At 57.3% G+C, this 14,163-nt stretch carries 9 protein-coding genes and 1 pseudogene; 3 read left to right on the forward strand and 7 right to left on the reverse strand.

Going from position 1 to position 14,163, the window contains the following annotated elements:
- The first annotated feature begins 681 nt into the window (after nt 1-681).
- Both REH59_RS25320 and REH59_RS25325 read left to right on the forward strand, forming a co-directional pair.
- Entirely contained in the window at nt 682-3,927 is a 3,246-nt protein-coding gene (locus REH59_RS25320; protein ID WP_034100798.1) for a DUF726 domain-containing protein, read from the forward strand.
- Nucleotides 3,927-5,630 (forward strand): LeoA/HP0731 family dynamin-like GTPase, encoded by a 1,704-nt coding sequence (locus REH59_RS25325; protein WP_060546508.1) that lies wholly within the window; start codon nt 3,927-3,929, stop codon nt 5,628-5,630. Before REH59_RS25320 ends, REH59_RS25325 begins: the two co-directional genes overlap by 1 nt.
- Nucleotides 5,631-5,655: 25 nt before the next feature.
- Here REH59_RS25325 and REH59_RS25330 read toward each other — a convergent pair.
- From REH59_RS25330 to REH59_RS25340, 3 genes and pseudogenes are all read right to left on the reverse strand, one after another.
- A pseudogene (locus tag REH59_RS25330) lies at nt 5,656-5,994 on the reverse strand (Mu transposase domain-containing protein); the annotation flags it as partial.
- 264 nt (nt 5,995-6,258) lie between these two features.
- Complete coding sequence (locus REH59_RS25335) at nt 6,259-6,939, reverse strand: EcsC family protein (RefSeq protein ID WP_003249877.1); 681 nt, start codon at nt 6,937-6,939, stop codon at nt 6,259-6,261.
- Between the two features lie 304 nt (nt 6,940-7,243).
- Nucleotides 7,244-7,504, reverse strand: coding sequence for a hypothetical protein (locus REH59_RS25340; protein ID WP_014859376.1), 261 nt, complete (start codon nt 7,502-7,504; stop codon nt 7,244-7,246).
- 119 nt (nt 7,505-7,623) lie between these two features.
- Between REH59_RS25340 and REH59_RS25345 the strand changes: the two genes are divergently transcribed.
- Nucleotides 7,624-8,499 carry a WYL domain-containing protein gene (locus tag REH59_RS25345; protein WP_014859377.1) on the forward strand — a complete coding sequence of 292 codons (876 nt, stop codon included), beginning with the start codon at nt 7,624-7,626 and terminating at the stop codon, nt 8,497-8,499.
- Between the two features lie 101 nt (nt 8,500-8,600).
- Here the strand turns inward: REH59_RS25345 and REH59_RS25350 are convergent, their stop codons facing one another.
- The 4 genes from REH59_RS25350 to REH59_RS25365 all read right to left on the reverse strand — a co-directional run bounded on the left by REH59_RS25350 (nt 8,601) and on the right by REH59_RS25365 (nt 14,065).
- Entirely contained in the window at nt 8,601-9,338 is a 738-nt protein-coding gene (locus tag REH59_RS25350) for a hypothetical protein (protein ID WP_003249871.1), read from the reverse strand.
- A gap of 161 nt (nt 9,339-9,499) precedes the next feature.
- Nucleotides 9,500-11,893, reverse strand: a complete 2,394-nt coding sequence (locus REH59_RS25355) for a TonB-dependent siderophore receptor (protein WP_014859378.1) — start codon at nt 11,891-11,893, stop codon at nt 9,500-9,502.
- 488 nt (nt 11,894-12,381) lie between these two features.
- Entirely contained in the window at nt 12,382-13,134 is a 753-nt protein-coding gene (locus REH59_RS25360; RefSeq protein ID WP_014859379.1) for a hypothetical protein, read from the reverse strand.
- Nucleotides 13,135-13,612: 478 nt separating this feature from the next.
- Entirely contained in the window at nt 13,613-14,065 is a 453-nt protein-coding gene (locus REH59_RS25365; protein WP_003249866.1) for a hypothetical protein, read from the reverse strand.
- Nucleotides 14,066-14,163: the final 98 nt, after the last annotated feature.

The raw sequence follows: 14,163 nt of genomic DNA on the forward strand, positions 1-14,163 counted from the left end.
ACCATTCAATGCCTTCGGGTGTTCGACTCAATGTCGTTGCTGTCATGCACTCGTTCGGCTTGCGATAGTTAGGAAATAGCAGCCGACGCCCTACATACAGGTGGGCAGCTCACGTAGCAACTCGACCGCCGGAAGACGTCATTCGACAGGATCCAGATCAAACCCCGCTCACTGCGCGCATCAGCCAGGCCGATCTCCAGGTAAGTGGTAAAGGAACGATATAGCAAAAGCACCACATCAAGACGCCCCAGGGTACCAAGCAAATCCTATCGGTATTCCAAATGGCATCCCCAAAAACTACCTATTCAGTACTTGTAAAATCACTAGCTTACTCTATCTGTTCAGATTAACCCCGGCGCTCGACTTACCCTACCCAGTCGTCCCCCCTTCAGCCCGAAGTGCATGCAACAACCTCGCTAAGGCTCCCTTCCCCAACATTTCTCTCCTTCCGGGCAAGTCCGGTAACCATGGCAAACAGCCATTAAAACAAGGTAAATTCGCCACAGAAATAAGGTCAACAACCACCGCCCGGCTCAAGACAACAAGGAAGTAGCGATGCTCATCCCTAGGGAACCCCCTCCCAAGCACCTGCCCCTGCCGCACCTGACTCCAGCCATCCCGTACTACCGCTCTCCACAAATGCTGCTCGAAAAGCAGCATGGCCGTAGATAGGAAGCCTTCATGCCTCAACCATTCCGTTTCCAGAGTGCACTGCCCGCCGGCTCCAGCGCCACAGAAGCTAACATCTTCATCCACGGCTACAGCGCCGGGCATAGCGATGAGGACAAGCAGCTTCTTCTCGACAAGATCCCCGAGCAGCTAAAGCACTACACCAACATTTTCGCGTTCTGGCCTTCGAATCATATCTTCCGGTTCGACAAATCTTCGCTCTGGAAAATTGGTTCAGCTGGTCTAGGTGCCGGAGCCACGTTCATCGGCGCGCCCATGGGTTCTCTAGGACTTGTGGGCACTCTCGCCCGAGACCGGTTGGGTAACTTCACTCAGGCTCGCGCACGCGCGGAAAGCATGGGTACGGTATTACTCGACCAACTTCAGGACTACCTGAACAGCCACCATCCACAGATCAAGACCATCAACCTGATCGGCCACTCGCTCGGCGGCCGACTGGTCATCAGCAGTCTGAAAAGTTTTTCGAGCAGGCAACAGTTGATCATCAACGATGTACTGCTGATGGCGGCAGCCGTCGAGGTCACCGCTATCGAGGCACGCAAAATGCGCGGCGCACTTCAGGGCCGATTGATCAATGCCTATTCGAAGGCAGACAAGACCCTGCTGCTGAACGTGGGTGAATCTTGCCTAGGGCGTAACGAAGCCGAGCACTTCGAGAGCATCGAGATGAATGACTTCGGCCACACCGATTACTGGGAGCGGCTGCCCGAAGTACTGACCAAATCACGCTTCAAAGCGTGCTTACCGCCCTCCCCAGAGCCCACTCAATCATCCGCTCCAGAAAAAAAGCCAACCCGCGCGCCCAAACAACCCGCCAAAGCAAACACGATGAAACTCGAACTGAACAGCCCACGTGACGTTTACCAGCAAATCAATGATGAACTGGCACTGATCATTGCTGAACTGCGACACCCTTCGGAAGACGAGGCCTTGAACCAGGCCCGAGAAGAGGCGCTCCAGCGCCTCAACGAACATCGCACAGCCCTTTACGAGCGGCTCGCCGAACTTGAGAAGAACGCCGAGTGGAACACATTCACCATTGCATTCTACGGAGAGACCGGCGCGGGCAAGTCGACCCTGATCGAAACCTTGCGCATTCTGCTACAAGAGCCCGGCAAGCGGGCCAGCCAGCAAGCATTCCGCAAGTTGCGCGAGCAGTATGGGATGACCGAAGAAAAACTGCACCAGCTGCAACAGGACATCAAGCAAACCGAAGCGCAACTTGACGAACTGACGCAGCAACTGAGTGCCACAATGCGGCAGTTCGAACAACCCTTCAGTGAAGCCCAGAGCGCACTCGACCAAGCTGATGCCCGATCCAGCGAATTGCATCAACAACTTGGGACGGAGTTCGAACAACACGAGCAGGCGCATAAGGATGCCCTCGCGGCCGTTACCAGGCTGCATGCGCTTCTCGCCACACGCAAAAGCACCGCCTCTCTCTGGCAGAAGCTCTTGAGTCTGTTCAGGAAGATGCCCGAAGAAATCGAGCTGAACAAGGTCACCGCCTCACTGGCCGAGACCACTCAGGCACGCGACAACGCCGCAGCTATCCTAAACGCCGAACAACAGAAGACCCGCCAAGAACGCCTTGCGCTAGAGTGGCAACTGGATTCGGTAACTGTGGCGCGCGACGACGCCAGTGCGGCACTTGCCGCCCAACAGGCACAGGCAGCCCAACAGCAACAGACGCTCGTTCAGCAGCGCCTGGAAAGTGAGAGCCAGCTGGCAGACCTGGTTGGACAGCTACAGCTGCATGCCGATGGTGAAATCATCGGTGACGGCCGTGCCGACTATACCCGAGAGACACAGCGCTACGAGTTCGAGCTAGACGGCCAGCCATTCGCACTGCTGGATGTACCAGGTATCGAGGGCAAGGAAGGCCTGGTACTCGAGCAGATAGAACGTGCAGTGCAGACGGCTCATGCAGTGTTCTATGTCACTAACCAGCCAGCACCGCCTCAAACGGGCGATGGGCAACACCAAGGCACACTGGAGAAGATCAAGCAGCACCTGGGGGCGCAAACCGAAGTCTGGGCCATTTTCAACAAGAAGATCACCAGCCCCAGGCATTCTTTGGGCAACAGACCGCTGGTTTCCGATGACGAAAGCATCAGCCTTGCTGGGCTGAACGAGAAGATGGGCGAGCAGCTTGGCAAACACTATCAGGAGGTGTTTCCACTAAGCGCGCTGCCGGCATTCCTCGCCTCCACCGACCATCTTGCGCCAGGCTCGCAGAATGCCAAACGTCGCATCAAAGCGCTTGAGGACTTCGGCGCCGACGAGTTGCTGGAAAAGTCCCGCCTGCGTGCCTTCCTGCAGTTGCTGGGTGACCGGTTGATCCTCAACGGCAAAGCCAAGATCGTCCGGGCCAACTTCAACAAGGCCAATGATGCGCTCAACCAGACCACCACGACACTTTCAGGCGTGCAACAAACCCTGAGCGCCCTGTCGAGAAAGCTCTCTCAAGAAGAGCAAAGTGCCAAAAGTCAGCTGAGCAGTAGCTACCAAGCGCTGAAAAAACGGCTGGAAGCCTGCGGCGAGACTTTGATCGATGACTTCGCCAGCACCGTGCGCAACAGTGTCTACAAACAAATCGAAGCAGATATCAGCAACGACGCGTTCAAAAGCACCTTGGCCGAGGAGCTTGAAACCCAGCAAAAACTGCTGGGCAAGCAGCTACCGGTGGCTGTGAACGCAGAAGTCGGCAAATTCCAGAAGGCGGCCGAAGATATTCTCAAACGCTTCGAAAAACATGCTCAGGAACTGACTGCAAGCTATGCAAAGCTGGGCAGCATGCGCTTCAACGAGCATTTCAACCTCAACATAAAAATCGATAACGGCATCAACGTGATCGGGCTACTGGCCAGTCTTGCGGGGATCGCTGCGGCACCATTTACTGGCGGGGCCAGTCTCTGGTTCGTCGGCGCCTCGGTAGTTGCCGCACTCGTCTCGGTCGGTAAAGCCATTTTTAGCGCGCTCAGCTCGGACTACAAAAAGTCCCAACAACGTCTGGCCCTTGATAAGAATCTGCGCAGCGCTACCGAGCAACTGCGCGAAACACTACACGCAAGCCTGGACGCTGCCCTAAACGATATGCAGGAAACGATCGAGCAACTCGACCACGCACTGGAAGCACCTGCCAAACAGGCTGCAAACCAGGTGAACACGCTGACTCGCTCGACCAACCGCCTGAAAATCCTCTCCCGCCAAATCGAAATCGCAGGAAACCTGTAATGGAAAACACCCTCAAGACGTTCAAGGCCCAACAGGCGAGCGCACTGACATTGCTCGACAGGCTGCAAGAGTTTCTCGGGCAAGGCGCACAGGCCGGAATACCGATTGATCCTGCGTTGATCGGCAAGCTGCAGAATGTCATCAGTGGTATGTCTGGTGAAAAACTCAAGGTCGCTCTGATTGGAGGCTTTTCCGAAGGCAAGACCTCTATCGCGGCGGCCTGGATGGAGAAGCTGGATAAGACCAGCATGAAGATTAGCCATCAGGAGTCCTCCAATGAGGTGAAAGTCTACGAGGTCGGCGAAGACTTCGTGCTGATCGACACCCCTGGGTTGTTCGGCTTCAAGGAGCAGGAAAATGCCGAAACGCACAGCCTCGAAAAGTACAAGGACATTACCAAGAAGTACGTGAGCGAATCGCACCTGGTGCTTTACGTGATGAACTCGACCAACCCTATCAAGGAAAGCCACAAGGATGACCTGACCTGGTTGTTCCGCACTCTGGGCCTACTGCCCCGCACAGTGTTCGTCCTCAGCCGCTTCGATGAGGTGGCCGATGTAGAGGACGAGCAGGACTACCAGTCCAACCTGCAGGTCAAACGCGACAACGTGGTAGGTCGACTTCGTGAACAGATCGGACTGACTGACAAGGAGGCGACCGAGCTGTCCATCGTCGCCGTCGCCGCCAACCCCTTCGACCTGGGTGTCGAACACTGGCTGGCCAACCTCGAGCAATTCAAAGAGTTGTCGCATATCGAAACCTTGCAGACGGCTACCACAGGCAAGATCCAGCAGAACGGAGGCAGCGTCGCGCTGGCCAACGAAATGCGCGCCAGCGTGATCCGTGACGTGCTCAACAACCAACTGCCTGTTGCCATCGAGAACGATGAGAAGGTTGCACAGGAGGTTGGCCGGCTTGACGAGCTCAACACGCGTCTGGTCAAACAGCTGGCAGTGACTGGGCAGCAAATCGAAGATGCACGCATCAACCTACGCAACTTTGCCACACGCTACTTCTCTGACCTGATCCTTCAAGCCAAGGGTTCCAGCCTGGAAACCTTCGGTGACTTTTTCGAGCGAGAAATTGGCGCAGAAGGCATTATCGTGTCCACTCGCCTGCAGAACGAGTTCAGCCGTCAAACCCAGTCGATCACGCTTGAGGTCGAGAAAATGCAGGTTGGCTTCGACAGTGAGGTCAACCACTTCAATACCACCGTCAAGGCGCTGGGCAAACAAGGCATCAACCATGTGCTCAAAGGCAACTTGATAAACAACACCACGGTACTGGCCGCGCGCGATGGCCTGACGACGATTGCCAAGACGGTGGGCATGGATATCGGCAAGTACCTGAAGTTCAAGCCATGGGGCGCCGTGAAGTTTGCCAAAGGAGCAAACGGAGCACTGGCCTTTATCGGGGTAGCGCTTGAAGCCTGGGATAGCTGGGAACAATACAAACGCGAAGAAGCGTTCAAGAAGACTGTCGTTGAAATAGTCAGTAATTTCGAGAAGCAGCGTCAGGACTTCCTTGACCTGGTCAACTCCGAACGCTTCAAAGAGCAGTTCTTCCCCGACTACTTGCTGCTCAACACACGTCGACAAGAGCTGCAGACCAATGTGGATGAAAGCCGTTTACGTCAACAGCGCTTCCAAGCCTGGCGCGTTGAGGCCGAAGCCATCGACGCAGAATTCAAGAGATTGAACTGACTGGCTTCAAGCGCCTGCTGCAAAACGCAGCGGGCGCCTGACGACTGAGCGACCCGCTCGGAGACCAGTCGTAGCTGACCTGATCTCGATCAAACAGTCGCTCATGGCTGACAATCACACCATCATCGGCAATAACGACGATCCGAGGGGGATAGAGCCAACTGCTGACCCACTTTCCAGCACAATCGCAGGGTACTGAATAGCGATTGCGAGCCAAGTTGATCAGGGATGTGCTGGAAACACGAACCGTGCCCTCTACATAGCTGTCGAAAGGCGTTGGCATCGGCATCATTCCGACGCGCTCCAGTTCCAAGACTTCGACGACGGTAAGGCCGCTGTACTGCGGGTGGATCAGCTCGTACCACCTGGATCAGTTTTCGATCAGCAGCGACTAATAGCACCACATCAGGACGCCCAAGGCGCCAAGCAAATCCTATCGGCATTCCAAATGGCATTCCAACGAAAAAAATCAACCGATATTATTTATTAAAATCAATATATTAAACAATCTGTTCAGATTACCCCGGCGCTAGACACCAAAAAAAAATTCAACACAAGCCGACACCCCAGCCTTTAACCAGCACCCTCCGACAACCCCGCCTCTAACCGTTCACCCAAACCCCAACCCTCACTCCATAACGCCCTCTTCTTTAAGGCTCAGCCGAAACGTATCCCGAGCAGTCTTCCCCACATACTTCGTCAGCGCATAATTCGCCGTGCCGCCCACTACAACCCCAATCCCAAAAGGAATCACTTTAGCGGCAGCCTTCTGGGTGAACGTAATCCCGATCTTCTTGAACAAATCCTTGATCACTTGCAAAACCGGACCCGTGAGGTACTTCTTGACCATCCGCACCCCGGCTTTGCTGGCGATTCGGGTCGTTCCCGTAGTCCCCATCTGCTCCAGCGAACCATAGAGGGCGATGATGTACGACATGTGCTTGGCGTCCTCATTGGACATCTTCCCGTTGATCGCCACCGCCAGGCACATCGTCATATCAATCTGAAGCTTCATGCACACCGAAATGTCCGCCAGCCCGCCGCCCACAGCACTCACCGCAGTTCCGATACCCGGGATAACACCCGGCAGTGCAGTGGCAGCACCAGAGGTGGCGGCCAATTTTGAGTAGCGGCTGATAATCTTGTCGACCACCGTGTCCTCGATTTTCTGCTCCGAGGCAGACGGCGAGGCCTTGCGCGCCTGCGCCTGGTATTGGGCGACCAGCTCCCGCGCATCTTGGGGACTAATGGCGATGGCTTCCACCATCTTCATCAACGACGAGCTGCTTTCTACTACTTCAGTGGTCATGCCGGATTCCGTTCGTAAAATGGTTTGCCAACTGCCCGCAAAAGCGAAGCATGGGTATCAAGGCGGTCAACATGGCGTCTGGCGCAGGGTCTCACACGATCCGATACTGGCTGCGCCGCTAAAGGTCCGTGCCCCGCGCAGGGTTGCAGCAGCCCTTAGCGCTCAAGAAGCCGCATGGCTGATGAGGCATAATGCCATCATTTGATTGTAAGTCTCCACCGGGCCATGTGAAATCGGTTTTGAACCGTTCCGTAGGCGTTCAGCACTGCACCTGCCCAAGCAGCGGCCTATTCAAAAGCCTCCCTTAACGGACTTGTGTCACAGCCATGTCCTGCAAAATGACCACCTTGCGCTGCAACTGCGCAACATGCTCTCGCTCCGCCCGCAACGCTGACCGTAGCTCGCGGTTCTCCATCTCCCAAATTTGCAACCAACGCAAATCCCGCTGGCAGTGCTCCACCTTCTTGCCAAGCTCCCCCAGCTTCAACCCTTGCTGGATCAGCACCAGCAGGATGATCCCCATTGCCACCAAGGCCCCCGTCGCAATCACTTCCGGCATCGTCATGTTCATGTCCTTTGATGCCTCCGATGCATTCCGAAGGCGAGCCAAAGGTATGTAATGAAAAACTACACGTCTAGAATGTAGACTTATACAGGTAAAGTAATCGCGCACATGGAGAGGGTATGAAACGCAAGCAATCCATCGAGCAGGTACGCTGGGACCTGGCACTTCGCTATCGTTTGATCGAGACCGTTGCCTGGTGGGAAGGCCGGCTGACCACGGGGCACCTGATGCAGAGCTTTGGCATCAGCCGCCAGCAGGCGTCGAAGGACATCAATACCTACATCACCGAGCATGCGCCCGAAAACTTGACGTATGACAAGCAGATCAAGGGCTATGTACCGAGCGAGCAGTTCGAGCCACGGTTCATCGACAACAGCGCCAGCGCCTATCTGCACCTGCTGTACCAGAACAATGAGCGTGCCCCTCACATAGACGGGCTGGCACTGGCCTATGCACACACCCGGGTGCTGGAAGTACCCGATCGCCCTATTCGGCCAGAGGTGCTGCGCCCCTTGCTCAAGGCCTGCCGTGAAGGCCTGCGCCTGGAAACCGAATACGTGTCCTTCAACACCCCCAACGTCGAGGTACGCCTGATCGCCCCGCACACGCTGGTGTACACCGGCATGCGCTGGCACGTGCGGGCTTATTGCGAAAAGAACGGCCAGTACCGCGACTTCGTGCTGAGCCGCTTACGCGGGCAGCCGGACTTGCTCGACGCATCGCCGAACACGCGTGAGCAGGATGAAGACTGGAATGTGGAAGTGCCCGTCATCTTCGAACCTGATGGGCGGTTGAACGCGGCGCAGAAGGCAATCATCGAAACCGACTTCGGCATGACGGATGGGCAATTGGTGGTACCCAGCCGCAGGGCGTTGGTGAAGTATGTGTTGCAGCGGTATCAGATCGACCACCGCAACATGGCGATACTGCCCGAGGCCCAGCAACTGGTGGTGAGCAACCTCAAGGAATTGAAACAGTGGTTGATGAATGACTAATAGCTGAATGCCGGGGCCGGGAATTGCTGCCGCAAGTCTCAGCCCGGCACACGCGCTCAGCTACGACCACCTGCTCCAGCGCTTGCTGGGGTTATCAGGGCTCATTTGCGCAGCAGTTCGTGCCTGAAACGTGCTTCCAGCGAGGGGATTTCAAGCAACACATCTTCGTCTTCCCACACATCGTAGGAGCGTTCCATCTCAATGTTTCCGGCCATGAAATCTTCATCGAATGGGGCATCATCATCGATTTCCTCGTAGAGCGACGAGGTGTAGCCCTTGATCCAAAGCTTGCGCTTTTCTGCACTGACCACATAGCCGGAAGAATACTCACTACCCAGCAGGCGCTGGGGCTCCGCAGAGCCTTTACGGCCAAGGGCGGTAATGGCAATGACCAGATGCGCCAGTTCATCCATGTCTGGGCAGACGAACTCATGAAACGCTGGCCAAAACTCCATATCGGCGTCAGAAGCGCGCCAACCTTTCGCATCGTTGACCTCGCTCAGGTCTTCGTAGGGGTGCGAATGGAACGTGCCGATGAGCTCCAACTGCGGCCAGTACTCTGCGAAGAAGTCGCGCTTCATCGCGATGGATTCGAAATCAGGCTTTACCCATTCCGAGTGCCTGAGTGCCGAGGTTTCGACCGTGGCGACCACCGCAACCAGGCGGGCAGGAAGGTTGTTGCGCACGGGTAAGGCATACCCCCACAGCAAGCCGAATGTTTCGAGCTTCTTGTTGCTTCGTCCCCGCGCGTGCGCCCTGTGCGACACCTCGTACGCCTCGATCGCCGAAGTAAGCAACTGCGGCAGGACATGATCCTCAATAATTACCTGTGTGCGCATTTATTCCTTCCTGGGAGTTGTTGATGGCTTGCGCCGCGTTATCAATGCCCAGGACACGCCAGGCAGATAATGGCAAATAGCCTTTATCCTACCTTATTTAGCTGATCAGAATACGGTGGAGGCTGGCCGAATGCCCAGCGTCCACCCGGTACACATTTCCCCTACCAGCTATAACTCACCTTCGCCGTCACCTCCCGCCCCGGGTTGTAGTAATTCGCCGTCCCCGACCCCACCACATGCTGCTCGTCAAACAGGTTGCTCACATTCAGCGCCAGGTCGGTCCCTTTGGCGATCTTGTAGTTCAGCGCCGCATCAAACAACGTGGTCCCATCGCTCTTCTTGGTATTGGCAGCATCCATGTAGTACGCCCCCACATACCGCGCGCCCAGGCCGACGCTCACGTCAGTGCCCGGTATGTCGTAGTAGCTCCACAGCGATGCGGTGTGTTTGGGCGCCGTGGTGAACTCATTGCCCTTCAAGGAAGAGCCGTCATACAGCGACCCGCGCAGCACCTCGGACTCCATGTAGGAGTAAGCACCAATCACGCTGATGTCTTGCGTGACTTGTGCCTTGGCTTCCAGGTCAAGGCCACGCACGCGTGACTCGCCCACCGTCTGCTGCTCGATGATGCCGCTTGGCAACACCACGGCAATGGTGACGTTCTCTTGGGTCAGGTCATAAACAGCGGCGGAGAAGAGTGCGTCCATGCCCATGGGCGAATACTTGATGCCCACTTCGTATTGCTTGCCGGTCTGCGGGGTAACGCCCACTTGCGGGGGCGAAACGGACTCCACCATGCTCACGTAGGTCGACACTTCATCGTTGACGATATAGGTCAGTGCCGCGCGGTAGGAGGTTTCGGAGAAGTTGTCCTTTTCCGTCTGCTCGCCACCGATGTATTCCTTGCTCGACAGGTCCATCGAGTCGTTACGCACGCCTGCGGTGGCGATGACGCGGTCAAAGAACGACAGGTTCTGCTGCAGGAAAACCGCCTTGGTGGTGGCGTCATTCTTTTTGCGGGTATAGGGCGTGATGCCGCCGGGCACGCCGGTGAATACCGGGTTGGCGATGTCGATGGAGGGCGCCAGGCCGTAGACCGAGCTCTGTTTGGTCGTCGAGTCGAGGTACTCGACGCCCACCAGCGTGCTGCTGTCGATGTGCTCGAACTGCGCATCGTACTGCAGCATCAAGTTGCCATTGAGCTGGTCGGCATCGCTGTCGGTGCCGAAGACGTAGCGTGGAATGGTGGTACCAACACGCGAGGCGCTGTCGCTCAGGTAGACATAGCCGAAGTCATCGGTCAGCTCGCTGTAGCGCAGGTTGCTGCGCAGGGTGAAGCCGTTGTCGAAGTCGTGGGTAATGTTGCCGCTCAGGCTGGTGCGCTCGACATCGTGGAAGTTGTAGCCGGGCTCGCCGTAGAAGTCGCTGCGGTCGTATTCCTTGTCCAGCGGGTAGCCACCGCTGTTCGGCGAGCTGTTGGTCTTCAGGTAATCCAGCACCACCGTGGCCGAGGTGAAGTCGGTCGGCGCCCAGGTCAGGCCGCCCATGACGAAGCGGTTATCGTCCTGCGAATGGTCGTACTCGCGGTCGCTGTTCTGCATCTTGGCCGTGAAGCGGCCGGCCAGGGTTTGTTCGTCGTTCAGTGCATCGCCTACATCAATCCCGGTTTCGGCATGGTCATAGGAGCCGTAGGTCACGTAGCCTTGGCCAAACTTCTCGAAGCGCGGTTGCTTGGTCACGAAGTTGACCGAGCCACCCGGGTCTGCCGGGCCGAACAGGGTGGAGTTGGCACCCCGCAGAATTTCGATACGCTCGTAGGCGTAAGGGTCTTCGCGCACACCGCGCATCGAGCTGAGGGTCAGGCCGTCTCGGTAGGTGGTGGCCTGGAAGCCGCGGATCAGGAAGTAGTCGTTGCGGTCGTCCGAACCGTAGTAGTCGCTGACCACGCCGGGGGTGTACTGCAGCGCCTCTTCGGTGGTGCTGACGCTGCGCTGCTGCATTTCCTTGTTGGTCACCACCGACACGGACGCGGGCGTGTTGAGGATGCTGGTCGCTACCTTGCCGCCAACCCACAGCTCCTTGGCAACCACCGAGTTGGCGTCATCGTCGGCGCTGGCCTTGACCTTGGCATTGATGATGACAGGTGCCAGGCGGTAGTCCTCGGTCGCGCCCAGTTCCAGCGGGCCGGCAGGCTTTGGTTGCGGTATTACCAGATACGCATTCGGGCCCTGCGGCTCAATCTGCAACTCGGTTCCGCGCAGCAGCGACGACAGTGCCGTCCTTGTATCCAGCGCGCCCTGCACCCCGTTGGTATTGCGGTTGGCCACGTTCTGCGCATCGAACGAAAGGCTGATACCCGCCTCGCGCGCAAAGCGGTCCAGTGCCGGCGCCAGCGGGCCCGCGGGAATGCTCCATTGCTTGAGCGGGCTGTTGTGATCAGCGCTCAAAGGCTGTGCAAGCGACGGCAGTGCGTAGGTGCTGACTGCCAGGCCCAACAGTGCAGCATGCAGGGCACGACTCAAGGGGTGGCGCTGTGGAACCGGGGTAAAACTCATTCTCTCGCTCCGTGTCGGGGGTCGGCGGGCTGGCCTGTAATCCGGCCTTCTCTACATGCCGAACGAGAATGAGAAAACACCTCATTTATTTTTACACTGGGCATCTTGCGCGAACCACCCGCCTACCCCGATACGAAACCGCGCGGTGGATGGCCTTGCGTTGACCCAATCGTTGCAGGGAATGGACGGCACACGGGCTGCGAAGCGAGCTTACCCCGATCGACCCGCTTGACCTCAGGGCGCATGGCGTTCTTGGCCATTTCGCCAAGTCGTCCCGCAACGCCCAGCGCTACGAGAGGCAGCAATACCCCGCCCAGGTGTGCGCGGCCTGGGTCTGTATGCCTGTCGAGGCCCTGGCTGCTGGCGCCACGAGTCCCCCAACTGCCTCCGACAGCCCCGCCAGCGAAACAGCCAGCACCCTGGCCCCTGAGGGCTGATCAATTACATCTGGCGCAATCCCTGTAGCGGCCTTGTGTCGCGCATGTCATTCATGGCGCCGGGGCAGATTCGTCACCATCCTGTTCGGGAGCAGCCGACTGCAGCATGTCCATGATGAACCGCTGCGTTTCCGGCAGCTGCTTGCCGAACACCTCATCCAGTTCAGGGGCGACCTGGATTTCGCCTGCACGCAAATCCCTTGCAACCTGGTCCTGGTAACGCTTCACAAAGCGTTGCCGGATGTCCCGCGCTTCGGGGTTATCGCCGTGAACCAGTTCTTCCAGTAGCCCTTGCACCGCCCGCATGAACACCAGGCTGCGCTTGTATTGCAGCTGCCTCAGCCTGGACTGCTCGAGCGCAGCTGCATAATGCATGTCCATCACCTCGAGCCTTGCCTTGAGCAACTCATTACTGCTCTGCAAGGCTGCAAATGCTTCGGACTCGCTAGCCGTCGGTTTAGCCTCAGCGCGCTTGGCCGCGCCGGCGACCTGGGACAATTGCTGGTACATCAGGTCGATGATGGTTTTCTGGCGCTGCACAACAGCCCGAAGCTGCACCGCCTCCTCGAAGTACTGCCTCACGTACCCCCTGAGCGGCTCCAGTTTCTGGTTGGCACATGCCACCCCTGCGTCCCAGCCTTGCGCATAGCCTTGAGAGCGCCCCTCGTCGAAGCCCTCTTTACGACCTTGCTGGCGCCCCTGACTGCGCCCGACATGCAGGTTGGAGATTGCATGATCGAGCGACCCGGTATATCCACCATCCAGGCCGCCGCCCGCTCTACCCGTACCCCAGTTATTGTCCATTTCGCCATCTCCCTGGTTCGACGCGTCCCTAAAAAATGCGCCGCTAGATTCTGGTCAATGCCAAACCCGATACTGTCGACCGGGTTCAACGCATGATCTTTACCTCGCTCCCAGCTGCTTGCTGGGCCTCGGCCTGAGGCAAGGCAAAATTGCCCAGCCGAGTGCCACGCAGTAACGCCACGCAAACCTGTATGCGCTGAAAGGCGTCACGCCATGAGCTTCAGGACACTGGCTGCAGTTTTCTGAAAACGGTCAAGGACGCCCTGGGTATCCCTGCTTGTTTACGCCAGGTCATCGCCGCCGCCCCCAAGCTACGCATGCAGGTGCATAACACCGCCCGTCATCGCCTCATCACGCATGGTGCGCTGGCAGGTGTGGTCGCAGCGTATCGGTTTCGACCAGGGCAGCGAGCGCAACGGTGAGGTCAGGGGCGGGCGTGGTAGTGACGGCCACTACGAGGGTGAACATCGGCAGATCATCAGCCCTGATTCAACTTCAGAATATGCGTCTTTATGGCCTGCCCGGCGGCATCGACAAGGCTCATATAGAACGCCTTGCCCAGGCCGAGCAACGGTGACCCCTTCAATGATTCAGCCGTTGCCTTCAGCGTGATGACGCCGAACTGCTCTGCGATGGTCTCAATACTGCGCTGGCGCTTCCCAGGCTGGTCGTACGGCTTTTGATACCACGTGGCAATCTGGTACTGGGCGTCCTCTCTTTCGAATGCCGCGTACAAGTGCTGGGCCAGCGCAGTAACCGTTTCACGAATCAGCCCAGGGTCGGTATCGTGATTATTCAGCAATGCCTCGAAAGGGGCATTGGCTACCGCCAGAAGATCTCCGATGGTGTAGCCCGCCATCGGTGGAAACACACCAGGCGGCAACTCGACGGCTGCGCCATTCGCTATAGTTGAACTGCCTTCGTCGTGCATAAAAAGCTCCTTTCTCTTAGCGCAAAGCGCTCTTGTATCCGTGCAAAGCATCCCTGCACGAGAGTGACGAAACGGTGAAGCGCACCACATACTGCATA

Source organism: Pseudomonas sp. BO3-4, from assembly GCF_034044115.1.
Taxonomy (GTDB): domain Bacteria; phylum Pseudomonadota; class Gammaproteobacteria; order Pseudomonadales; family Pseudomonadaceae; genus Aquipseudomonas; species Aquipseudomonas alloputida.

Excerpts from the sequence above, each read along its gene's own strand:
- REH59_RS25320 (WP_034100798.1), top strand. The coding sequence starts at position 682 with ATGCCTCAACCATTCCGTTTCCAGAGTGCACTGCCCGCCGGCTCCAGC.
- REH59_RS25325 (WP_060546508.1), top strand. The coding sequence starts at position 3,927 with ATGGAAAACACCCTCAAGACGTTCAAGGCCCAACAGGCGAGCGCACTG.
- REH59_RS25335 (WP_003249877.1), bottom strand. The coding sequence starts at position 6,939 with ATGACCACTGAAGTAGTAGAAAGCAGCTCGTCGTTGATGAAGATGGTG.
- REH59_RS25340 (WP_014859376.1), bottom strand. The coding sequence starts at position 7,504 with ATGACGATGCCGGAAGTGATTGCGACGGGGGCCTTGGTGGCAATGGGG.
- REH59_RS25345 (WP_014859377.1), top strand. The coding sequence starts at position 7,624 with ATGAAACGCAAGCAATCCATCGAGCAGGTACGCTGGGACCTGGCACTT.
- REH59_RS25350 (WP_003249871.1), bottom strand. The coding sequence starts at position 9,338 with ATGCGCACACAGGTAATTATTGAGGATCATGTCCTGCCGCAGTTGCTT.
- REH59_RS25355 (WP_014859378.1), bottom strand. The coding sequence starts at position 11,893 with ATGAGTTTTACCCCGGTTCCACAGCGCCACCCCTTGAGTCGTGCCCTG.
- REH59_RS25360 (WP_014859379.1), bottom strand. The coding sequence starts at position 13,134 with ATGGACAATAACTGGGGTACGGGTAGAGCGGGCGGCGGCCTGGATGGT.
- REH59_RS25365 (WP_003249866.1), bottom strand. The coding sequence starts at position 14,065 with ATGCACGACGAAGGCAGTTCAACTATAGCGAATGGCGCAGCCGTCGAG.